The sequence below is a fragment of the Streptomyces sp. NPDC026246 genome (assembly GCF_055567995.1).
Genome location: NZ_JBVHPJ010000006.1, coordinates 187,082 through 208,789, shown reverse-complemented (window position 1 = coordinate 208,789; position 21,708 = coordinate 187,082). Strand labels below are relative to the sequence as shown.

The following is a 21,708-nucleotide window of genomic DNA, read 5'->3' as shown; positions in this document are numbered from 1 at the left end:
CGCGGTCAGCCGGGGCCTTCGGCCCACCCCGTGACCTGACTGAACACGCCCGTCCCCACCTGTGTCACCCGCACCCGAACGGCCCGTGCGGGGACGCCCCGCAGGGCCACGCGCACCTCGTCACCCACCGGTTCGGCCCGCAGATCCCGCAGGCTCCCCGGTGCGGTACCCGCCCGAGGGGCGCTGTCGCGCACATCCAGTGCCTTCCAGGCCGCCTCTTTCGCGGAGAACAGCTCGGTCACCGACCAGGCCGTACCCTCGGGCCGGCAGCCGCAGGACAGCAACTCCTCCTCGTCCTCGCGCAGCACCAGCCGGGCCGCACGGCGGGGGAGGGGCCGCAGCTCCAGGTCGCAGCCGAGGGGGACGTCCCGGCCCGGGCCGCGGGCCACGGCGACCGCGATCCCGGCGCTGTGTGAGATCGACGCGGCCAGGCCCGGCGGGAACACCGGCATCCGCCCCGCTCGGGGGATCTCCCCACAGTCCAGCCCCACCGCGCGCAGGGCCCGCCGGGCGGCCCACCGGCCCGCCAGGAACTCCAGCCGCCGCCGGGCCGGCATCGACGCGGCCGCAGCCGCCTCGGCGGGCCCGGCCGGCGCCAGACACGGCTCCGACACGGTGGCGACACCCAGCCCCAGCCCGGGGGCGACCGGCAGCGCGGCGAGCGCCGACAGGTCGGGCGGGCCGGAGGGCTGAGAGGGATCCGCAGGGCCGGTCAAGGGAGGCGTCGCGGGTTGCGACGGCTGATGGGGTCGTGTGGTGAGGGTGGAGCCGGGACACGCGCGGGCATGGGCCGCGGGCTGGGCAGCAACCGCCCTGGGCATCCTGAGGAGCGCGGGCGCGGGCGCGGGCAACGCGGAGGGCGCGCGGGGCGTGGACGGCGCGCGGGGCGTGGACGCTGTGCGGGTCTCAGGTGACACGGAGGCGGTGGAGGTCACAGGTGGCACGGACGGCTCGAGCGTCGCCGGTCCACCTCCGTGCGTCGCCGACCCGGCGTAATGATCGGCTCGGAGGGGCCCCGGTGGGTCTGACATGGGCCGGGTGCAGTGGGCTGCCGGCGCTGCCGGCGCTGCGGATCGGTCGGCCGGGGCGGCTCCAGGCGTGGTGACGGGTTCCGGCGTGTCTACCGGGGGTTTGATGCCGCTGGTTGTCGACGCGGCCGATTGATCGGCTCGGGAAGGCCCCGCTTTCACGACCGTGGATCTCGGGCCGTGGGCCGCCGCCGGCCCGATCCACCGGTCGCCTCGGGCCGGCCCCGGCGTCGTCGCCGTGGCCGGCCCGGCCTTCGTGGGGCGCACGGTCGTCGCCGCTCACCGCACCTCACACCCGCAGCAGCTTCTTGATGATCTTCCCCGCGGGATTGCGCGGCACCTGCTCGATGAACTCCACCCGGCGCGGCCGCTTGTACGGCGCGAGCAGCCCCGCAACGTGCGCCAGCAGCGCCGCCGCGCCCGGCTCCGTGCCCGGCTCCGTCACGACGTACGCCAGCGGCACCTCGCCGTAGTCCTCGTCGGGCATCCCCACGACCGCCGCGTCGCGGACCGCCGGGTGGGTCATCAGGGCACGCTCTATCTCCGAGGGGTAGACGTTCTGGCCCGCCCGGATGATCACGTCCTTCGTGCGGTCCACCAGGCTGATCCGGCCCTCGTCGTCCAGGAAGCCCAGGTCGCCCGTCCTGATCCAGCCGTCGAGGGTGATCTCGCGGGTGGCTTCCGGGTCGTTCCAGTAGCCCTGCATGACGCCGGGACCACGCACCACGATCTCGCCGATGTCCCCCGGCGGCAGCTCCCGCCCGCCCTCGTCGACGGCGCGTGCGGACATGCCGGGCACGACCCTGCCGCAGGGGATGCGGGCGGTGACGTCCCCGGGCGCGGGGTGTTCGTCGGGGCCCAGCGTGACGAACGGGCCACCCACCTCCGTCATGCCGTAGACCTGCCGGAACCCGCAGCCGAGCCGCTCCACCGCCTCGGCGTAGACGTCGAGGGGCATGGGCGCGGCGCCGTACAGGACTTCCCGCAGGGAGGACAGGTCGGTGCGCGCGGACGCCTTGGCCTGGAGCATGAACCGCAGCATCTGCGGCACCATCCACATGTGCGTGGCCCGGTGCCGTTCCACCGCGGCGAGGGCCCGCTGCGGGGTGAAGCCCGGCATCAGCACGATCGTCGCGCCGGCCGCCATGTACGTGAGGGACACGACCATGCTGCCGTGGTACAGCGGGCAGCAGTTGACCATGACGATGTCGTCCGTGGGGCGGGCCATCACCAGCCAGCCCAGGGCGATGGCCCGGAACGAGGCGCTGTCGACGGTGACGCCCTTGGCCTGACCGGTGGTGGCCGAGGTGTGCAGCACGGCGATGGGGTCGGTGTCGGCGACGCCGGGCAGGTCCTGCTCGGCCGCCAGGCTGCCCAGCGTCGCGAAGGCGGGTTTGTCGAGGGCCAGCCGGATCCGCACCGAGTCGGCGAGGTCGAGGTGCCGGTCGAGCAGTTCCGACTCGCCTATGACGGCCACCGCGCCGACGCGCTCGACGATGCCGGCCACCTCGGGCTCGGCCAGGCTGTGGTTCAGCGGCACGAACAGCGCGCCCAGCCGGGCCAGCGCGAAGTAGGTCTCCAGCACCTCGACGCGGTCCTTGGACAGGACGGCCACCCGGTCACCCGGACGAATGCCGGACTCGGCGAGACCCCGCGCCAGTTCGATGGTCCGGTCGTGCAACTCGGCCCAGGTGACGCTGCGTTCCTCGTCCACCAGCGCGGTCCGGCCGGGCCGGCACTGGCGGTTGCGCTCCAGCAGCTGCGTCAGCCACATCACGCACCGCCGCTCGCCCCGGCGACCGAGTGCTCGGCCACGAAGCGCTCGTAGTCGCCGATGGTGTGCAGCTTCTCCATGTCCTCGGCGGTGATCTCCACGCCGAGCCGCTGCTCGACCAGGAGGACCAGGCGCACCAGGTCCCCGGAGTCGATGCCGCTGGCCGCCAGGTCGACGTCGTCGCCGATCCGGTCGGCGTACTCGGCCGTACCGGTGAGTTCGACCAGCAACTCCCTGATGGTGCTCATGGTTTCCCCTTTCCTCGGCGTGCCGGCCGCCGTACGGGACTCGACTGTCACCTCCTCAAGAGGGCGGCACGACCGGTTCCACTCCCGGGGCCGGGCCGTGAGCTTCGTCACGCGCCCGATCCTCGTGCGGCGGGGATAGCGGGGGCCGTGCCGGGCCTCTTTTCGCAACGAAGCGTCCCGGCCCGCCCGGTCGGGCCCCGGCCGGGCCCCGGCCGGGCGAACGGCCCCGAACCGAAGGAGTGATGCGAGTGCCCAGGCAGCCGGTACGGGTCCCGGCACCGGGAGGGTGTCCCACGCCGGCGGTCACCGGCGGCACGGCGGTCGCCGTCCCGGTGGGTGGTGCTGCGTGACCGGATCCACCGCGACGGCCGAAACGGTCGCCGCCGCCGCCGTCGCCGCTCCCGGCCCCGCCACCGCCACCGCGGAACAGGACGCACTGCTCGCCCACTTCGACGCCCTCATCGCCGACGGCGAGACCATCGAACCGCGCGACTGGATGCCCGACGCCTACCGCCGCATGCTGATCCGCCAGATCGCCCAGCACGCCCACTCCGAGATCATCGGCATGCAGCCGGAGGGCGCGTGGCTCACCCGGGCCCCGTCCCTGCACCGCAAGTCGGTCCTCCTCGCCAAGGTGCAGGACGAGGCCGGTCACGGGCTGTACCTCTACTCCGCCGCCGAGACCCTGGGCGTGGACCGCGCCGATCTGCTGGACGCGCTGCACCGCGGACAGCAGCGCGCCTCCGCCACGTTCAACCACCCCGCGCTGACCTGGGCGGACACGGGGGCCATCGCCTGGCTGACCGACGGCGCCGCCGTCATCAACCAGGCGCCGCTGTGCCGCACTTCGTACGGGCCGTACGCCCGCGCGATGCGCCGTGTCTGCCAGGAGGAGGCCTTCCACGTCCGGCAGGGCTACGACCTGATGCGCGCGCTGTGCGAGGGGACGCCGCAGCAGAAGGAGATGGCGCAGGACGCGGTGAACCGGTGGTGGCTGCCGGCCGTGGCGTTGATGTTCGGGCCGCCCGACACCGAGGCGGGCGGGGCGGACGCGCGGACCGCCGCACTGGGCGCCGCGGTGTCGCGCCGGGCGATGGCCTGGGGGATCAAGCGGCACACCAACGACGAACTCCGCCAGCGCTTCGTCGACAGTTGCGTCCCTCAGGCCGAACGCCTCGGACTGACGCTGCCCGACCCGGCGATCCGCTGGAACGAGGAACGGGGCCACTACGACTTCACGCCCGTCGACTGGGACACCTACCGCGACGCCCTGGGCGACGACACCCACTGGGCCCGGCAGCGCATCGCACACCGCCGGACCGCGCACGAGGAGGGCGCCTGGGTGCGGGAGGCCGCCGTCGCCTACGCCGCCCGCCCGGAGGCGGCGGACGCGGCAGAGGCAGGGGATGCAGCGGAGGCAGGGGAGACAGCGGAGGCGATGCAGAGCACGGACGCTACGGGTCCCGTGGGGAAGGAGGAGGGATGAACGGCACAGCGGGGGAGGGCGTGCCGGCGTCCTGGGAGGTGTTCCTCCGGGCTCGCCGGGGCCTGGCCCACCAGCACGTGGGATCGGTGCGCGCCGCCGGACCGGACGCGGCGCTGGCCACGGCGCGGGACCTGTTCACGCGCCGCGGCGAGCCACTGTCGCTGTGGGTGGTCCGCTCCGACGCCGTGCACACGGCCTCCCCGGACGAACGCGATCCGTACTTCGCGGGCACCGACAAGCCCTACCGCCACCCCGAGCACTTCGCGCCGTTGACCGAGAAAGGCCCCCGAGGTGACCACCACGCGTGACGACCCGGCAGTTCCCGTGACGCCCGAAGCGGGCGGCACACCGGCCGCCGCGACCGGCACCGCCGCCGACCTGGCCGTACACCTCCTGCGCCTGGGCGACGACGCCCTCGTCCTGGGGCAGCGTCTGTGCCAGTGGATCACCCGCGCGCCCACCGTGGACGAGGATCTGGCCCTGTCCAACATCGCCCTCGACCTCATCGGGCACGCCCGTGTGCTGCTCACCCACGCCGGCCGGCTCGACGGCAGCGGCCGCACCGAGGACGACCTCGCCTTCACCCGTTCGGAGCGCGAGTTCACCAACGTCCTGCTGACCGAACTCCCCAACGGGGACTTCGCGACGACCGTGGCCCGTCAACTGGCCTACACCCACTACGCGGTCCCGTACTACCAGGCGCTGGCGGACTGCTCCGACACCGAACTCGCCGCGTTCGGCGCCCGCGCCGCCAAGGAGGTCGCCTTCCACCGGCTGCACGCCGACCGGTGGACCCGGACGCTGGCGGGCGGTACGCGGGAGAGTGCCCGCCGGATGCAGCAGGGCCTGGAACGGGTATGGCCCTACACCGCTGAACTCTTCGACGAGGACGATGTGGCCCGCCGCCTGTCCACGGCCGGCACGGCCCCCTCCCCGGCGCTCGTGCGGACGGCCTGGCAGCGGACCGTCTCGGAGGTCGTCACAGGTGCGGGACTCACCCTGCCCGGCCCGTCCTGGTCCGGCAGGGGCGGGCGGTCCGGGCTGCACACGGAGGAGTTCGGCCCGCTGATCGCCGAACTCCAGTCCGTGCACCGGCAGTTCCCGGGAGGCCGCTGGTGAGCCCCTCGACGCCGTCCCCGGTCCGCTGCTCCGTTCAGGAGGTGCGCGCGCGCGTCGAGGCGCTGCCCGACCCGGAGTTGCCGGTGATCGGCCTCGGCGATCTCGGCGTGGTGGGGTCGGTCGCGCCGGGGGCGGACGGGGAGCTGGAGGTGGAGATCATGCCCACCTACCTCGGCTGCCCGGCGCTGCCCGAGATCACCGCCGCCGTACGGGACGTCCTGGCCGCCTGCGGTCACCCCGACGGCCGCGTGCGGCAGGTGCTGTCGCCGCCCTGGACCACGGACCGCATCACCCCCGAGGGCCGGCGCAGGCTCGCCGCACACGGCATCGCCCCGCCCGTTACGCCGGTCCCGGACGGCCCGGTCCCCGTCGAGCTGGGCGGCGTGCCCTGCCCCCACTGCGGTTCCCGGGCGACCCGTCCGCACAGCACCTTCGGGCCGTCGCGCTGTCAGTCCGTGCTGTGGTGCACGGCCTGCCGAGAGCCCTTCCCCCACCTGACCGCGCTGTGAGGCCCCCCGTGCACACGACCACAGCCCCACCCACGACCACGCAGGCCACCACCACAACCGAGGCGTCGGCTGCACACCCACCCACCCCCACCACGGCAACGGCCGCCACCCCACCCACACAACCCGTCTCGTCCCGCCGCGGCTTCCACTCGCTGCGTGTCGCCGGACTCCACCGCCCGACGGCCGACACGGTGGCCGTCACGCTCGAGGTGCCGGCAGCCCTGCGCGCTGCCTTCGCCCACCACCCGGGTCAGCACGTCGTCGTCCGGCACCGTCGCGCCGGCGGCGAACTGCGCCGCAGCTACTCGCTGTGCCCGCCCCCCGACGACCCCGACGCGCTGCGCCTCGTGATCAAACGCGGCAGCCCCGACGGCTTCGGCGCGTATGCCACCAGCCGTCTCGGGACCGGCGACCGGCTCGAACTCTCCACGCCTGCCGGCTCGTTCGCCTTGCCGGAGCTACCGCGCGGCGGCCACCACGTGCTCCTCGCAGGCGGCTCCGGTGTCACCCCGCTGGCGCCGATGGCCGCCCACGCCCTGCGCCGGGACCCGGCCTGCCGGGTCAGCCTGATCCACTCCGTCCCCACCTCCGCCGACGCCGTGCTGGCCGACGAACTGGCCCGACTGAAGGACGAGTTCGTCGACCGGCTCACCGTCCTGCACGTGCTGACCCGAGAGGACCGGGGGAGCGCGGACGGACCGCTCGCGCGACGGCTCGACGCGGCCGGGCTGCGCCACCTGCTGGCGGTGCTCGGTGCCCGGCCCGGCCCGGACACGGCGTTCGCCCTGTGCGGCCCGCCCGGGCTCCTGCACACCGCGCGCCGGGCCCTGGCGGACTGGGGCGCGGACCCCGCGCTCGTCCGCTGGGAACTCTTCACGACGTCGGCACCCCACTCACCGGGCGAACCCCGCACGCCGGCGCCCGGACCGGTGCCCGCGGTGGAGGAGGCCCGGGTCAGCGCCGTGCTCGACGGGCGCCGCCGCGTCGCCGCCGTCCGGCCCGGGGACCTGTCCCTCCTCGACGCCCTGGTGCGTGCCCATCCCGACGTGCCCTACGCCTGCCGCGAGGGCGTGTGCGGCAGTTGCCGGGCCAAGGTCCTGTCCGGGCAGGTGACGGCCGACGCCCAGCACGCCCTGGACGACCGGGACCTCGCCGCCGGTTACACGCTCGTCTGCCGGGCCCGCCCCCACACCCCCGAGGTCACCCTCGACTTCGACGCCTGAGGACCGCCCCCGGTCGCGCCTCACCACCACGAAGGAGAACCACCTTGACCACCACCGCACGCCACGAAGGGAAGACCGCCCTGGTCACCGGCGGCAGCCGGGGCATCGGCAGAGCCGTCAGCCGCCGACTCGCCCAGGAGGGCGCCCTGGTGGCGGTCCACTACGGCCACGACGAGGCGGCCGCCGAGCGCACCGTCAAGGAGATCGAGGCCGACGGCGGGCGTGCCTTCCCGGTGCACGCGGAACTGGGCGTGCCCGGCGACGCCGACACCCTGTGGGCCGCCTTCGACCGCGCCACGGCCGCTCACGGCGGCCCCGAGGGACTGGACATCCTCGTCAACAACGCCGGCATCACCCTCCCGCGGCCGTTCGCGCAGGTCACCGAGGCCGACTACGACCGGGTCTTCGCCATCAACACCAAGGCGCCGTTCTTCGTCATCCAGCGAGGACTGGAACGGCTGCGCGACGGCGGGCGGATCATCAACATCTCCTCCGTCGCGACCCGCGTCGCCTTCCCTCCGATCGTCTCGTACACCATGACCAAGGCCGCCCTCGACTACCTCACCCTCTCCCTAGCCCAGGAGCTGGGTTCCCGGGGCATCACCGTCAACGCCGTCGCGCCCGGCTACACCGAGACGGAGATCAATCCCACGCTGAGCATCCCGGAGATCCGCCGCAGGTACTCCGAGGCCTCCGTCTTCAAGCGGCTCGGCGACCCGGTGGACATCGCCGACGTCGTCTCCTTCGTCGCGAGCGACGACGCCCGCTGGGTGACCGGCCAGTGGATCGACGCCTCCGGCGGCGCCCACCTCGGTGTGTGACCCCGAGCCACCCGGCCCCGACCGGCCGGCTTCCCAAGGAGATGCGATGAACCACGGCACGCCCGCCCTCGACGATCCGGTGGACGACGAACTGACCCGCCCCTTCTCCGGCGCGAGCCCCTACGACACGTATGTGCACGCGTCCGTCCTCAACACCCTGCAGCACCCGCTCACCGAAGCCCCGGACGAGATGGGTTTCCTGGTCACCACCCAGGTGATGGAACTGTGGTTCACCCTGATCGTGCACGAGTGGCGCACGGCCAAGGTGGCGTTCGCCAAGGACGACCCGGCCGCGGCCATGGACGCCCTCACCCGCAGCCGCCGCGCGCTGACCGCGCTCAACGGCGCCTGGGCGCCCATCGCCGCACTGACCCCCGCCCAGTTCAACGGCTTCAGGGCCGCGTTCGGTCGGGCGTCCGGGTTCCAGTCGGCCATGTACCGGCATCTGGAGTTCCTCCTCGGTGACAAGTCCGCCGGACTGCTGCGCGCCCACCGCGGCGACCCGGCCGTGCACGAGGCGCTGGGCGAGACCTACCGTGAACCGTCCCTGTACGACGAGGTGCTGGCCCACCTCCACCGCCAGGGACTGCCCGTTCCCCGGCACGTCCTCGAGCGGGACGTCACCCGCCCCTACACCCGCGACCCCGGGGTCGTGGCCACCTGGCGGCACGTCTACGCCGGACCGCAGCACCACCCCCACCTCGCACTGGGCGAACTCCTCACCGACATCGCCGAACTGGTCACGCGCTGGCGGTTCGAGCACATCCTGGTGGTGCGCCGCGCCATGGGCGCGAAAGCGGGCAGTGCCGGGTCGGCCGGACTCGCCTGGCTGGAACGCCGTGCGGCACGCCCGGTCTTCCCCGAACTGTGGGAGGTGCGCGGTGACGTCTAGGGCGATCTCCGCCTTCGCCGCCGAGGAGGAACAGCGGGTCCTGAGCCTGAAACCGGTGCTGGCGCCGGTGCACGGCCGCTACGGCGACCACCCCCACCAGTCCTACGACGCCTGGCCGTCCGACGACCCCGACGCCCCGCTGGTCGTGCTGCTGCACGGCGGCTACTGGCGCTACGACCGCATGCACCTGACGCCGTTCGCGGCCTACCTCTCCCGGCAGGGCTTCGACGTCCTGCTGCCCGGCTTCCGCCGTTCCGGCGGCGCGGGCGGCTACCCCGAGACCTTCGACGACGTCGCCCGCATCGTCGACACCCTGCCCGAGGGGCGCCCGTACGTCCTCGCGGGCCACTGCTCCGGCGGGCACCTGGCGCTGTGGTGTGCCGCCCGCGGCCTGCTGCCCGAGCGCTCGCGCTGGCACACCCGCACCCTCCCGACGAGCGTGCTCGCCCTCGCACCGATCACCGACCTGACCGCCACCCGCCGCGACGACCTCAGCAACGGCGCAGCCCTGCAACTCCTCGGCGGAGAGGCCGCTTTCGCGGAGCGGCTGCGCGAAGTCGACCCGCTCACCCTGCTGCGCGACGCCGGCTCCACGGGTGTCCCCACCGTGCTGCTGCACGGGGCGGCCGACGAGGAGGTCCCGCTCACCCAGTTCAGCGACTACGCGGCCGTGCACCGCGACCTCAGGACCGTCGTCCTGCCCGGTACCGGCCACTACACCCTCATCGAACCCGGGGCACCCGGCGCCCGCGCGGTCGCCGACACCCTCCGGGACATGGCGGCCGCCTTCCCCCCGAAGGACTCCGGCCGTGCGGGCGAGGAGGCCGCACACCGATGACCACCGCACTGTCCGCACCGGCCGGCCTGCACGAGCAAGCCGAACAACTCGACGCCGACGACCCCCTGGCCGCCCTCCGCGCGCGTTTCCTGCTGCCGCCCGACATCGTGTACCTCGACGGCAACTCCCTGGGCCCGCTGCCCGCGGCCGTGCCCGCGGCCCTCGACGACGCCGTGCGCCGCCAGTGGGCCACGGGGCTCATCGGCTCGTGGAACGCGGCCGGCTGGTGGCAGGCGCCCCTGCGGGTCGGGGACACCGTCGGCGCCCTCATCGGGGCCGCCCCCGGGCAGACCGTCGCGGGCGACTCCACCAGCGTGCAGTTGTTCACCGCGCTCGACGCCGCGGCCGCGCTCCGCCCCGACCGCCCGCTCCTGGTCACCGACCCCGGGCACTTCCCGACGGACCGCTATCTGGCGGACGCGGTCGCCCGGCGCAGGAACCTGACCGTGCGGCGGGTGCCACCGGCCGCCCTGCCGTCGTTCCTCGCCGCCGAGGGCCACCGGGTCGCCGTCGTCAGCTACACGCCCGTCGACTTCCGCACCGGCGAGCTGTACGACCTGCGGGCGCTGACCCGGGCCGTCCACGACGCCGGGGCGCTGGCGCTCTGGGACCTGTGCCACGCGGCCGGCGCCCTTCCCCTGGACGTCGACGGGGCCGGCGTCGACCTGGCCGTCGGCTGCGGCTACAAGTTCCTCTCCGGCGGGCCCGGCGCACCCGCCTTCCTGTACGTGGCGCGGCGCCATCACGCCGCGCTGGAGACGCCGTTGCCCGGGTGGACCGGCCACGCCGACCCGTTCGCGCTCGGCGACGCCTACACGCCCGCCCCCGGCATCGCCCGCGCCCGGATCGGAACCCCGCCGATCCTGTCCCTGCTCGCCCTGGAGGCGGCGCTGACCGCCTTCGACGGCGTCGACATGCAGCAGGTCCGTGACAAGAGCCTGTCCCTGACGGGCTTCTTCCTGCGCTGTGCGGACGAGCTGCTGGTCCCCTCGGGCTTCACCTCCGTCACCCCGGCCGACCCGGGACGCCGCGGCAGCCAGGTCAGCCTCCGCCACCCCCACGCCCGCGGACTGGTGGCCGCCCTCGCGGAGCACGGCGTCGTCGCCGACATGCGCGCACCCGACCTGCTGCGCTTCGGGGTCAACGCGCTCTACACCAGCCACCGGGACATGCTCACCGCCGCTCTCCGCCTGCGCGACCTCGCCCGGGACGCCGCCTACGACCCGGCACCACCGGCCGCGGGACCGGTGACCTGAGGGAAACGGCTCACCGGCTGCTCGTCCGCTCCGGGGGGCCGTGGCGGCGCAACCCGTCCATCAGGAGGTCCAGCAGCCGGGCCATCCGCGTGTGGTGCTCGGGCGTCGTGGCGGCGAGGGACAGTCCGCTGAGGCTGAAGAGCACGTCGTCCGGTTCGATGTCGTCGCGCACCAGTCCCGCCTCCCGGCCGGAGTCGAGCAGCTCGGTGATCGCGGCGGTCAGCATCGCCCTGCTCCGGGAGAAGGGATCGCTTCCGCCCGCGATGACGGCACGCAAGGCCTCCGACATCCCGCGCTTGGTGGTCATGTAGCGGACGAAGCCGTCCATCCAGGCGCGCAGCGCGGCGTCGGGTTCCTCGGTGCGCAGCAGCTCCGAGGCGGACGCGCACAGCTTCTCCAGCTCACTGCGGTAGACCGCCTCGACGAGCTCCTCGCGGGTGGCGAAGTGGCGGTAGAGCGTGCCGATGCCCACCCCCGCCTCCTTGGCCACCGAGCCGAGCGTCACGTTCGTCCCGTCCTGGGCGAACGCCCGGGCGGCCACCTCGATCAGTCGGTCGCGGTTGCGGCGCGCGTCGGCGCGCAGCGGCCGGGGGTCGGCGGTCACGACTCCTCCTCCTCTGGTTGCAAACGGAGCATCCTCCGCTTACTCTCGAGGTATGCGGAGGACCCTCCGGTTCTCACTGTACCGGCCCCGCCGTCCTCCGCGCCCAGCTTCAGGCACGCAGCCAGACGGGACCCACCATGAACCCCAGCACTTCCCCCACGCGTCTCACCACCCCCTTCGGCGCGCAGACCACCGCAGCAGAAGTCGTCGAGGGCGTCGACCTGGCCGGCCGCCGCGCCGTCGTCACCGGCGGCGCCTCCGGCATCGGCGTGGAGACCGTGCGCGCCCTGGCCTCCGCGGGCGCGCAGGTCACCCTCGCCGTCCGCGACACCGCCGCCGGGCGGCGCACCGCGCAGGACGTCATCGCCACCACCGGCAACACCGACGTCCACGTCGCAGCCCTCGACCTGGCCGACCAGGCCTCCGTCGCCGCGTTCGTCGCCGCCTGGGACGGACCCCTGCACATCCTGGTCAACAACGCCGGAGTGATGGCCTCCCCGGAGCTGCGCACTCCGGAGGGCTGGGAGCTCCAGTTCGCCACCAACCACCTCGGGCACTTCGCCCTGGCCACCGGCCTGCACCCGGCCCTGGCCCGGGACGGGGCCCGTGTCGTGGCCGTCAGCTCCAGCGCCCACCACCGCTCCGGCGTCGTCTTCGACGACATCCACTTCCGCGAGCGCCCCTACGAACCCTGGTCCGCCTACGGTCAGTCGAAGACGGCCAACGTCCTGTTCGCGGTCGAGGGCGCCGAGCGCTGGGCGGCGGACGGCATCACCGTCAACGCGCTCATGCCCGGCGGGATCCGCACCAACCTCCAGCGTCACGTCTCCGAGGAGGAACTCGCCCGGCTGCGCGCCCAGGCCGCGGGAGGTACGGAGCTGCGCTGGAAGACGACGGAGCAGGGTGCGGCGACCTCCGTGCTGCTGGCCGCCTCGCCGCTGCTGGAGGGTGTCAGCGGGCGCTACTTCGAGGACTGCAACGAGGCGGTCCGCGGGCAGCTCGGCGCCCGCACCGGCGTCGCCGACCACGCCCTGGACCCGGAGGCGGCGGCCCGGCTGTGGCAGGTTTCCCTGCAGACCCTGGGCATGCGCGACTGACCCCGGGAGGTGACAGCCCCGCGGGCCGGTGAACCGCCGCTGCGCGGAGGGCGGTCGCGGGGTCAGGAGGACTCGCGCACCACCAGCTCCGTCGGCAGAGTGATCTGCCGGCGGTCCGCGCCCTGCCGCGTGATGTCGGTGAGGATGCGGGCCATCGTCCGGCCCAGTTCCTCCACCGGCTGACGCACGGTCGTCAGCGGGGGGTTGGTGTGGCGGGCGAGGACGGAGTCCTCGAACCCGACGACGGCGACGTCCTCCGGCACCCGCCTCCTCCACCGGCGCAGTTCGGCCAGGGCGCCGACCGCCATGAGGTCGGAGGCGGCGAAGACGGCGTCCAGGTCGGGGACGCGTTCAAGAAGCAAACGCATGGCGTGAGCACCCCCCTCCTCGGTGAAGTCGCCCGTCTCGACGAGGAGATCCGGCGCGGCGACGCCCGCCTCCCGGTGCGCGGCACGCCAGCCGGAGAGCCGGCTGCGGCCCACGTCCATGTCCAGCGGGCCGGTGATCGTGGCCACCCGCCGCCGTCCGCGCCCCAGCAGATGCCGCACCGCCTCGGCGGCGCCGCCGGCGTTGTCCGCGTTGACGTAGCTCAGCTGCTCGCCCGCGTCGCGGCGGCCGGCCAGGACGGTGGGCAGTCCCATCTCCTCCAGCATGCCCGGCAGCCGGTCGCCGGAGTGCACGGAGACCAGCAGCACACCGTCCACCCGGCGGGTCGCCACCGACTCGGCCAGCTGGTCGCGTTCGGCCTCGTCGCGCACGAGCATCAGCTGCAACTGGATGCGGCTCTCCGCGCACGCGCCGCTGACGCCGCGGATGATCGCGGCGAAGAACGGCTCCGAGCCGAGCCGGCTCTCCGACTCGGGGATCACCAGGGCCACGGCGTCGGTGCGGTTGGTCACCAGGCCGCGGGCGACGGAGTTCGGGACGTAGTTGAGCTCCTTGATCGCCGCGAGCACCCGGGCGCGGGCATCGGCGCTGACCAGGTCCGAACCGTTGACGACACGGGAGACCGTCGTGCGGCCCACGCCGGCGCGGGCGGCGACCGTTTTGATCGTTGGACGGCGGTTGCCGGTCATGTGCTCCCCCCTCGGCGCCGCGGCGGCGGATGCCGCGGAGGTGACCTGCGCAATTCTTGCAGATCCGGGCGCCGCGGGGGGCACTGCCCGGACGGGCGGCCCGCACCGCACCTCCGGCCGCGCAGCAACGACTTGTGTTCAAGTCATTGACAGATCCGTCCACTCATACGAGTCTTCGAGGCGCCCCGGTGGGAACGTACCCACCCGCGAGTGGGCACGTTCCCACCCTGACAAACCATCCCGAACTCAGCGCTGCGGTCATGACCGCGGCCAGCGCAGCACTCGTCGCCGTCGACGGGGCGGCGCCGTCGCTAGGAGGACATCCATGAGCACTTCCGGTTCGTTGCGCAGAAGGGCGGTGGCGGCGGCCGCGACCGCCGGCGCGCTGGCGCTCGTGGTCGGCTGCGGCGGCAGCGACGACTCCGCCACCGGCGGCGGCAAGAAGAACGGCAAGGTCACCATCACCATGGGCTTGTACGGGGTGATGGGCCTGAAGGAGACCGGTCTTCTCGAGCAGTACGAGAAGGAGAACCCCGACGTCGACATCAAGGCCGAGATCGCCGGCGACGAGCAGACGTACTACACCGCCCTGCAGACCAGGCTCGCCGCCGGCAAGGGCCTGAAGGACATCCAGGGCATCGAGATCGGCCGGGCCAAGGAGATCACCGAGACGCAGGCGGACAAGTTCGCCGACTTCTCCGGGGCGGAGGGCACCGACCACTTCCTTCCGTGGAAGGAATCGCAGATCAGCACCGGTGACGGCAAGGTGCTCGGCCTCGGCACCGACATCGGGCCGATGGCCGTCTGCTACCGCAAGGACTACTTCGGGAAGGCCGGCCTGCCCACCGACCGCGACGAGGTCGCGAAACTCTGGGAAGGCGACTGGAAGAAGTACGTCGAGGTCGGCCGCACCTTCAAGAAGGACTTCAAGGGCGACGGCGTCGCGTACATGGACGCGGCCAGCGGCCTGTTCAACGCCATGATCTACGGCAACTCCGAGCAGTTCTACGACGAGAAGGGTGAGCTGATCTACGACAGCAACCCGGCCGTCAAGCAGGCGTGGGCTCTGGCCGCAGACGCTGCGGAGGACGGCCTGACGGCCAAGCTCCGCCAGTTCCAGCCCGGTTGGGACCCGGGTCTGGCCAACGGCACGTTCGCCACGGCCGTGTGCCCGGCCTGGATGCTGAGCCACATCAGCGAGAAGGCCGGACCGGCGAACAAGGGCAAGTGGGACGTGGCCAAGGCTCCCCAGGGCGCCAACTGGGGCGGGTCCTTCCTCGGCGTCGTCGAGCAGAGCCCGGTCAAGGAGGAGGCCAAGAAGCTCGTCGCCTGGCTGACCGCCCCCGAGCAGCAGGCCCACATCTTCCAGGAGATCGGCAACATCCCCTCCTCGCGCCAGGCGCTGGACAGCCCCGAGGTGAAGGACGCCAAGTCGGGGTACTTCAGCGGCGCGCCGATCGGCCGGATCTTCGGGGCCGCGGCTCAGGAGATCCCCGACAAGCAGGTCCTCGGCCGCAAGGACGGCACGATCAAGGACACCTTCTCCCAGGGTCTGACGCTGATCGAGCAGCAGGGCACGGCCCGGGACAAGGCGTGGGAGACCACCGCGGAGCGCATCGAGAAGGCGGTCGGCTGACCCCCGGCCCCCGCGGCCGTCCGGGCCCGCCCGCCGCGGCCGGGCCCGGACGGCCGGCTCACCCAACCGCTCTCAGGAAGGAAGTCCGGTGGCCATCTCCACCACCAAGGCCCTGACCGGGGACGAGCCCGCGGGGCCGCCTCCGCGGGAAGGCACCGCCCGGCGGCGCGGCGCGCTCCTGCACCGGCTCGACATCAAGGGTGCCCCGTACGTCTTCGTCGCGCCGTTCTTCGTGGTCTTCGCCGCGTTCAGCTTCTACCCGCTCGTCTACACGTCATGGATCTCCCTGCACGACGTCGAACTGGCCACCCTCGACGTCATGGAGTGGGTGGCCTTCGACAACTACGTCGAGCTGTGGGGCGATTCCCGGTTCTGGAACGCGCTGCAGAACACGATCACCATCGGCGTGATCTCCACCGTGCCGCAGCTGCTGATGGCCCTCGGCCTGGCGCACCTGCTCAACTACCGGATGCGCGGCTCGCTGTTCTTCCGCGTGGCCTCACTGGTGCCCTACGCCACGTCGGTCGCCGCGGCCGCCCTCGTCTTCACCATGATCTTCGAGCGCGACTTCGGCATGATCAACTGGGCGCTCGGCTCGGTCGGGATCGACCCCGTGGACTGGGAGGCCGACAAGTGGCCCGCCCAGGTGGCCATCTCCACCATCGTGATCTGGCGCTGGACCGGCTACAACGCGCTGCTCTACCTGGCCGCCATGCAGGCCATCCCCGCCGACCGCTACGAGGCCGCCTCGCTCGACGGCGCCTCCCGGTGGCAGCAGTTCACCCATGTCACGGTCCCCGGGATCCGTTCCACGATCGTCTTCACGATCGTGCTCTCCACGATCGGCGCCACGCAGCTGTTCGGGGAGCCGCTGATCTTCGGCCAGGGACCCAACGGCGTCAGCGGCGGCGCGGACAACCAGTACCAGACCCTGGGCCTGCTGCTGTACGAGGAGGGCTGGAAGAACTACCAGATGGGCCGGTCCGCGACCGTCGCCTGGGCCATGTTCCTGCTGCTTGTCCTCGTCTTCCTCGTCCAGCGCGTCGTCAAGCGCGTCCGTTCCCGTGCGTCCTGACCCGGAGTCACCATGACCACTCACAGTCTCCCGGCCCGGACGGACACCGCGGGCCCGGCCTCACCCGAGAAGACCGTCGGCCGCGGGGGCCGCCGGCTGCTGCGCCAGCGGGCCGGCCGCCAGCACCACGCCGGTCCCCTCACCTACGTCCTGCTCGCCGTCATGGCCGTGCTGTCGATCTTCCCGCTGTACTGGACGATGGTCGCCGCCTCCACGGACAACACCCGGGTCAGCCAGACCCCGCCGCCGTTCCTGCCCGGACCGAACCTGTTCAGCAACCTCGCCCGTGCCTGGGACGAGGCGGCGATGGGCAAGGCGATGATCAACAGCCTCATCGTGGCCGGGGTGATCGCCCTGTCCACGGTGCTGTTCGCGACGCTCGCCGGATTCGCCTTCGCCAAACTGCGGTTCAAGGGGCGCAATGCCCTGCTCATGCTGGTCATCGGCACCATGCTCGTGCCGCCGCAGCTCGGTGTCGTACCGCTGTTCATGATGATGGCCGAGCTCGGCTGGTCGCAGCAGCTGCCCGCCGTCATCTTCCCGACGCTGGTGAGCGCGGTGGGTGTGTTCTTCATGCGGCAGTACCTGTCGGAGGCCCTGCCGGACGAACTCGTCGAGGCCGGGCGCGTGGACGGGGCGCACTCGCTGCGGATCTTCTGGAGCATCGTGCTGCCCGTCGCCCGCCCCGCGATGGCCGTCCTGTTCATGATCACGTTCGTGCACGCCTGGAACGACTTCTTCTGGCCGTTCGTGGTCCTCGACATGACCAACCCCACCGTGCCCGTCGCCCTGACCCAGCTCAGCGCGGGCTACGTCCGCGACCAGTCGCTGATCATGGCCGGCGCGCTGCTCGGCACGCTGCCGCTCCTGGCGATGTTCATCGTCTTCGGCCGCCAGATCGTCAGCGGCATCATGGCGGGCGCGGTCAAGGGCTGAGTCCGCCCCGTCCCCACCAGGCCACACGCTTGCGAACTCCCCTCATCCCGAAAGGACTTACGTGGTCACCGCAGCACAGCAGACCGCGTCCGCCCCGGACGCCGCCCGCACCTTCCCCAAGGGCTTCCTCTGGGGCTCCGCCACCGCCTCCTACCAGATCGAAGGAGCAGCCGCCGAGGACGGCAGGACACCGTCCATCTGGGACACCTACGCCCGCACACCCGGCCGGGTCCGCAACGGCGACACCGGCGACACGGCCACCGACCACTACCACCGCCGACGCGAGGACGTCGCCCTCATGGCCGAACTCGGCCTGGGCGCCTACCGTTTCTCCCTGGCCTGGCCCCGCATCCAGCCCACCGGCCGCGGCCCCGCCGTGCAGAAGGGCCTGGACTTCTACCGGCGCCTCGTGGACGACCTGCTCGACAAGGGCATCCAGCCCGTCGCCACCCTCTACCACTGGGACCTTCCCCAGGAACTCGAGGACGCGGGCGGCTGGCCCGAGCGGGCCACGGCCGAGCGGTTCGCCGAGTACGCGGCCCTCGCGGCGGACGCCCTCGGTGACCGGGTGAAGACCTGGACCACGCTCAACGAGCCCTGGTGCAGCGCCTTCCTCGGCTACGGCTCCGGTGTGCACGCCCCCGGCCGCACCGACCCGGTCGCCGCCCTGCGCGCCGCGCACCACCTCAACCTGGCCCACGGCCTCGCCGTACAGGCGCTGCGCGACCGTCTGCGCGCCGACGCCCAGGTCTCGGTCACCCTCAACATCCACCACGTGCGCCCGCTCACCGCCGCGGACGGCGACGCGGACGCGGTCCGCCGGATCGACGCGCTCGCCAACCGGGTGTTCACCGGCCCGATGCTGAACGGCGCTTATCCGGAGGACCTGTTCAAGGACACCGCCGCACTGACCGACTGGTCCTTCGTCCAGGACGGCGACCTGACACGGATCCACCAGCCGCTGGACTTCCTCGGCGTCAACTACTACACCCCCACCGTGGTCTCCGAGGCCGACGGCAGCGGCACCCACACCTCCGACGGGCACGGCAACAGCGCCCACAGCCCCTGGCCGGGAGCCGACCGGGTCGCCTTCCACCAGCCGCCCGGCGAGACCACCGCGATGGGCTGGGCCGTCGACCCCAGCGGTCTGTACGACCTGCTGCGCCGGCTCAGCGCCGACTTCCCGCGGCTGCCGCTGGTCATCACGGAGAACGGCGCAGCCTTCGACGACTACGCCGACCCCGAGGGGCGGGTCAACGACCCCGCCCGGATCGCCTATGTGCGCGGCCACCTGGCCGCCGTCCACCAGGCGATCCTGGACGGTTCGGACGTGCGCGGCTACTTCCTGTGGTCCCTGCTGGACAACTTCGAATGGGCCCACGGCTACAGCAAGCGCTTCGGCGCGGTGTACGTCGACTACCCGACCGGCACCCGCATCCCGAAGGCCAGCGCCCGCTGGTACGCCGAGGTGGCCCGCACCGGCGTCCTCCCGGGCGCCTGACGGACCGGTGCGGCGCCCTGACCCCGCGTGACGCCGCACCCCGCACCCTGCCCCTGCTCCCCGCGACCGCGGGGAGCAGGGGCAGGGTCGTGCCACGGGCAGCAGCAATCCGCGCACTGCCCGAGGCGCTCGGCTAGAAGGTCAGGTTCCAGGTGTCGATGCGGCCGGTGTCCCGGGTGGCGATGTCGCGGACCCGCAGCTTCCATGTGCCGGAGGCGGTCTCCGAGGAGGCGTCGACCGTGTACGTCTTCACCACGTCGTCGCCGCTGTCGCCGTCGGCGAAGTCCTCCAGGGGGTAGACGGACCCGTCCGGGGCGACGAGCGACAGCACCAGGTCACCGCGGTAGGTGTGCTTGACGTCCACACCCACCTTCAGCGCGGCCGGGGCGTTGCCCGTCACGCCGGTCACCGTGATCGGCGACTCCACGGTGGCGTTGTCGGCGACGGCGACGTCGGCGGTGTTCTCGAAGTACCGGCCGGGCGGCGGCGTCGTCGCGCCGACGGCCTTCAGCGCGTCGACCTGGCCCTCGCCGAAGAAGGCGTTCTTCGCCGTGGTGCCGGTGCAGCGGCTGTCGGACGGGCAGGCCGTGTCCGTGGCCTGGGTGCCCAGCCGCTCACGGAGCTGAGCCGGGGTGGCCGCCGGGTCCGCGCTCTTGAGCAGCGCGGCGACGCCGGTCACGTGCGGCGAGGCCATCGACGTGCCGTTCATGTTGCCGTACTTGCCGCCCGGCAGAGTGGAGTAGACGCCGTACGCTCCGTCGCCGCCCGGCGCCGCGACGTCGATGACGTCCCGCCCGTAGTTGGAGTAGGACGCCTTGATGTTCCCGTTGCCCATCGCCGCGACAGTCACGACGCCCGGCAGTTCCGTCGGGATGTCGACGCAGGCGTTGGTGATGGTGCGGTTGACGGGGGTCGAGTCGTTCGGGCTGGAGCTGTCCGACCGCTTGTCGGCCAGGTTGTAGTCGGAGTTGCCGGCCGCGGCGACCTGCAGGGAGCCCTTGCTCTCCGCGTACTCCTGGGCCCGGCGCACACCCTCGATGATGGCCGCCTGGTCGGGGTCGTCGGGGCAGTTGAACATCCACGGGTCGGTGTAATAGCTGTTGTTGGTGACGTCGAAGCCGTGGTCACCGGCCCACATGAAGCCGCAGACGGTGTTCTCGGCGAAGAACATGCTGGTGCCGGGTTCCGCTATGCGCACCGACGCGATGGTGACGCCCGGCGCGACGCCGACCACGCCCTTGCCGTTCTTCGCGGCGGCGATGGTGCCCGCCACATGTGTGCCGTGGGTGCCGACGTCACGCCACGCCCCGGAGCGGGTGTCGGCCTTGCCGTAGGCGCAGGAGGCGGAGTCGGCGGCGTCGAAGTTGGGTGCGAGGTCCTGGTGCCGGTCGTCCACTCCGGTGTCCAGGACACCGACCTTGACCGACGGCGAGCCGGTGCTGACAGCCCAGGCCTTGTCGGCGTTGATCCGGGTCATGTCCCACCGTGCGGTCTCGGTGAGGGTGGTGGCCGACTGCGGGGGAGCGCTCGGCAGGGTGGGGGAGTAGGCGTCCGCGGGGACGTCCGAGGTGCGGGTCGCGCCGACCTTCTGCACGCCCGCGACGGAGCGCAGGGCGGTCGCGAAGCCGGCGGAGGCGGAGTGGGCGACCACGACACCGATCGCGTCGTAGGACGCGAAGACCGAGCCGCCGTTGGCGGAGACGGCGCTGCGGGCGGCCGCGGTGTCCCCGGGTGTGGTGATGACCAGGTAGGACCTGGTCCCGGCGACCCAGCCGGCGGCGGTCTGGGCGGTGGTGGCCGTGCGGGACTCGGCGCGGGCCGCGGCCGGGCCCGGCGGGAGCCCGGTGCCGGTGCCGGCGGCGCCGGCGGGCGTGGCGAGCGCGAGGGCCGCTCCGACGGCGGCGACGGACAGCAGCGACCGTCTGAGACGGCGCGGTGATGTGCGGGGGGTTGTCACAGCATCCTCCGAGAGCCCGGGGCAAGGGATGGCGCCGGCCGGGCCGTGGGTCGAATGGGTCGACGCAACATTTCAGATGAGGGCATGACAAGGGAAGGGCCTGACGGGCATTGATCGTCGCGAGCGGACAAGTAGGGGACCGGACTCCGCATCGACGGCACGGCCGGGACCGCGCACGACGACTCGCAGGCCGAACGCTGAGCCGTCCCCGTGGCCGCGCCCCTACGGCAGCTCGGTCCGCCGGACGAAAGCCAGGAGCGCCGGCACCGGCAGAGCCGTCTCGCACGGGTGGCACCGGCCCCGCTCCGGGTGGACCGTGTACTGGTTGCGCCGACCCACGCGCCGCCGGGTGAGGAACCCGGCGCGCTCCAGGTCGGCGAGGACGCGATGTGCGGCACGTTCGGTGATCCCGCTCGTGTGCGCGATGTCGCGGATGCGCGCGCCGGGCGTCTCGGCGACGGCGGCGAGTACCCGGGCATGCGAGGTCACGAAGGACCAGCCGGCCCGCCTGCCCACCACGCCTCCCACCGACCAGGAACCCCCGGCGCCCCTCGGCGCCGCTGCCTCCCTCTTCCGGTGACACCCGCGGCGCGGATGCACCGCACGGCCAGAGCGGACGAGGTCGCCGAGGG

Annotated in this window: 21 protein-coding genes; 14 read left to right on the top strand and 7 right to left on the bottom strand. The window is 72.9% G+C overall.

Features of this window, described 5'->3' with window-relative positions; translation table 11 throughout:
- Positions 1-5: 5 nt before the first annotated feature.
- From ACZ4M5_RS17405 to ACZ4M5_RS17395, 3 genes are all read right to left on the bottom strand, one after another.
- Entirely contained in the window at positions 6-716 is a 711-nt protein-coding gene (locus ACZ4M5_RS17405) for a 4'-phosphopantetheinyl transferase (protein WP_467737631.1), read from the bottom strand.
- A 601-nt stretch (positions 717-1,317) separates the two neighbouring features.
- Positions 1,318-2,802 carry a class I adenylate-forming enzyme family protein gene (locus ACZ4M5_RS17400; protein ID WP_467737629.1) on the bottom strand — a complete coding sequence of 495 codons (1,485 nt, stop codon included), beginning with the start codon at positions 2,800-2,802 and terminating at the stop codon, positions 1,318-1,320.
- A complete protein-coding gene (locus ACZ4M5_RS17395; protein ID WP_369193069.1) occupies positions 2,802-3,050 on the bottom strand; it encodes an acyl carrier protein in 249 nt (82 codons plus the stop codon). The genes ACZ4M5_RS17400 and ACZ4M5_RS17395 overlap by 1 nt, the downstream gene beginning before the upstream one ends.
- A 346-nt stretch (positions 3,051-3,396) precedes the next feature.
- On the opposite strand from ACZ4M5_RS17395, the gene paaA reads away from it, so the two are divergent.
- The 9 genes from paaA (at position 3,397) to ACZ4M5_RS17350 (ending at position 11,194) form a co-directional block, all read left to right on the top strand.
- Entirely contained in the window at positions 3,397-4,536 is a 1,140-nt protein-coding gene (paaA, locus tag ACZ4M5_RS17390) for a 1,2-phenylacetyl-CoA epoxidase subunit PaaA (protein ID WP_467737626.1), read from the top strand.
- A complete protein-coding gene (locus tag ACZ4M5_RS17385; RefSeq protein WP_467737624.1) occupies positions 4,533-4,844 on the top strand; it encodes a 1,2-phenylacetyl-CoA epoxidase subunit B in 312 nt (103 codons plus the stop codon). The genes paaA and ACZ4M5_RS17385 overlap by 4 nt, the downstream gene beginning before the upstream one ends.
- Positions 4,845-4,860: 16 nt before the next feature.
- Positions 4,861-5,655 (top strand): 1,2-phenylacetyl-CoA epoxidase subunit PaaC, encoded by a 795-nt coding sequence (gene paaC, locus ACZ4M5_RS17380; protein WP_467738033.1) that lies wholly within the window; start codon positions 4,861-4,863, stop codon positions 5,653-5,655.
- Positions 5,652-6,164, top strand: coding sequence for a 1,2-phenylacetyl-CoA epoxidase subunit PaaD (gene paaD, locus ACZ4M5_RS17375; protein ID WP_467737622.1), 513 nt, complete (start codon positions 5,652-5,654; stop codon positions 6,162-6,164). Before paaC ends, paaD begins: the two co-directional genes overlap by 4 nt.
- A 191-nt stretch (positions 6,165-6,355) precedes the next feature.
- Positions 6,356-7,387 (top strand): 2Fe-2S iron-sulfur cluster-binding protein, encoded by a 1,032-nt coding sequence (locus tag ACZ4M5_RS17370; RefSeq protein ID WP_467737620.1) that lies wholly within the window; start codon positions 6,356-6,358, stop codon positions 7,385-7,387.
- Between the two features lie 44 nt (positions 7,388-7,431).
- Positions 7,432-8,208, top strand: coding sequence for an SDR family oxidoreductase (locus ACZ4M5_RS17365; RefSeq protein WP_467737618.1), 777 nt, complete (start codon positions 7,432-7,434; stop codon positions 8,206-8,208).
- 46 nt (positions 8,209-8,254) lie between these two features.
- Complete coding sequence (locus tag ACZ4M5_RS17360; RefSeq protein ID WP_467737616.1) at positions 8,255-9,100, top strand: tryptophan 2,3-dioxygenase; 846 nt, start codon at positions 8,255-8,257, stop codon at positions 9,098-9,100.
- Positions 9,090-9,938: an alpha/beta hydrolase family protein gene (locus ACZ4M5_RS17355; protein WP_467737614.1), complete on the top strand. Its 849-nt coding sequence runs from the start codon at positions 9,090-9,092 to the stop codon at positions 9,936-9,938. Before ACZ4M5_RS17360 ends, ACZ4M5_RS17355 begins: the two co-directional genes overlap by 11 nt.
- Positions 9,935-11,194 carry a kynureninase gene (locus ACZ4M5_RS17350; RefSeq protein WP_467737612.1) on the top strand — a complete coding sequence of 420 codons (1,260 nt, stop codon included), beginning with the start codon at positions 9,935-9,937 and terminating at the stop codon, positions 11,192-11,194. Before ACZ4M5_RS17355 ends, ACZ4M5_RS17350 begins: the two co-directional genes overlap by 4 nt.
- A gap of 10 nt (positions 11,195-11,204) precedes the next feature.
- Here the strand turns inward: ACZ4M5_RS17350 and ACZ4M5_RS17345 are convergent, their stop codons facing one another.
- Complete coding sequence (locus ACZ4M5_RS17345; protein ID WP_467737610.1) at positions 11,205-11,798, bottom strand: TetR/AcrR family transcriptional regulator; 594 nt, start codon at positions 11,796-11,798, stop codon at positions 11,205-11,207.
- Positions 11,799-11,935: 137 nt separating this feature from the next.
- On the opposite strand from ACZ4M5_RS17345, the gene ACZ4M5_RS17340 reads away from it, so the two are divergent.
- The gene (locus ACZ4M5_RS17340) at positions 11,936-12,895 is read left to right on the top strand and encodes an SDR family NAD(P)-dependent oxidoreductase (RefSeq protein WP_467737608.1); all 960 of its coding nucleotides are present in this window, start codon (positions 11,936-11,938) and stop codon (positions 12,893-12,895) included.
- A gap of 62 nt (positions 12,896-12,957) precedes the next feature.
- Here the strand turns inward: ACZ4M5_RS17340 and ACZ4M5_RS17335 are convergent, their stop codons facing one another.
- Positions 12,958-13,971 (bottom strand): LacI family DNA-binding transcriptional regulator, encoded by a 1,014-nt coding sequence (locus ACZ4M5_RS17335; protein WP_467737606.1) that lies wholly within the window; start codon positions 13,969-13,971, stop codon positions 12,958-12,960.
- A gap of 325 nt (positions 13,972-14,296) precedes the next feature.
- On the opposite strand from ACZ4M5_RS17335, the gene ACZ4M5_RS17330 reads away from it, so the two are divergent.
- The 4 genes from ACZ4M5_RS17330 to ACZ4M5_RS17315 all read left to right on the top strand — a co-directional run bounded on the left by ACZ4M5_RS17330 (position 14,297) and on the right by ACZ4M5_RS17315 (position 19,119).
- On the top strand, positions 14,297-15,607 hold the full coding sequence (locus ACZ4M5_RS17330) for an ABC transporter substrate-binding protein (RefSeq protein WP_467737604.1): 1,311 nt from the start codon (positions 14,297-14,299) through the stop codon (positions 15,605-15,607).
- A gap of 88 nt (positions 15,608-15,695) precedes the next feature.
- Positions 15,696-16,682, top strand: coding sequence for a carbohydrate ABC transporter permease (locus ACZ4M5_RS17325; RefSeq protein WP_467737602.1), 987 nt, complete (start codon positions 15,696-15,698; stop codon positions 16,680-16,682).
- Between the two features lie 12 nt (positions 16,683-16,694).
- Entirely contained in the window at positions 16,695-17,618 is a 924-nt protein-coding gene (locus ACZ4M5_RS17320) for a carbohydrate ABC transporter permease (protein ID WP_451880338.1), read from the top strand.
- 61 nt (positions 17,619-17,679) lie between these two features.
- Positions 17,680-19,119, top strand: a complete 1,440-nt coding sequence (locus tag ACZ4M5_RS17315) for a GH1 family beta-glucosidase (protein WP_467737600.1) — start codon at positions 17,680-17,682, stop codon at positions 19,117-19,119.
- Between the two features lie 133 nt (positions 19,120-19,252).
- Here the strand turns inward: ACZ4M5_RS17315 and ACZ4M5_RS17310 are convergent, their stop codons facing one another.
- Positions 19,253-21,031, bottom strand: a complete 1,779-nt coding sequence (locus ACZ4M5_RS17310) for a S8 family peptidase (RefSeq protein WP_467738031.1) — start codon at positions 21,029-21,031, stop codon at positions 19,253-19,255.
- Between the two features lie 267 nt (positions 21,032-21,298).
- Positions 21,299-21,592: a helix-turn-helix transcriptional regulator gene (locus tag ACZ4M5_RS17305; RefSeq protein WP_467737598.1), complete on the bottom strand. Its 294-nt coding sequence runs from the start codon at positions 21,590-21,592 to the stop codon at positions 21,299-21,301.
- Positions 21,593-21,708 lie beyond the last annotated feature (116 nt).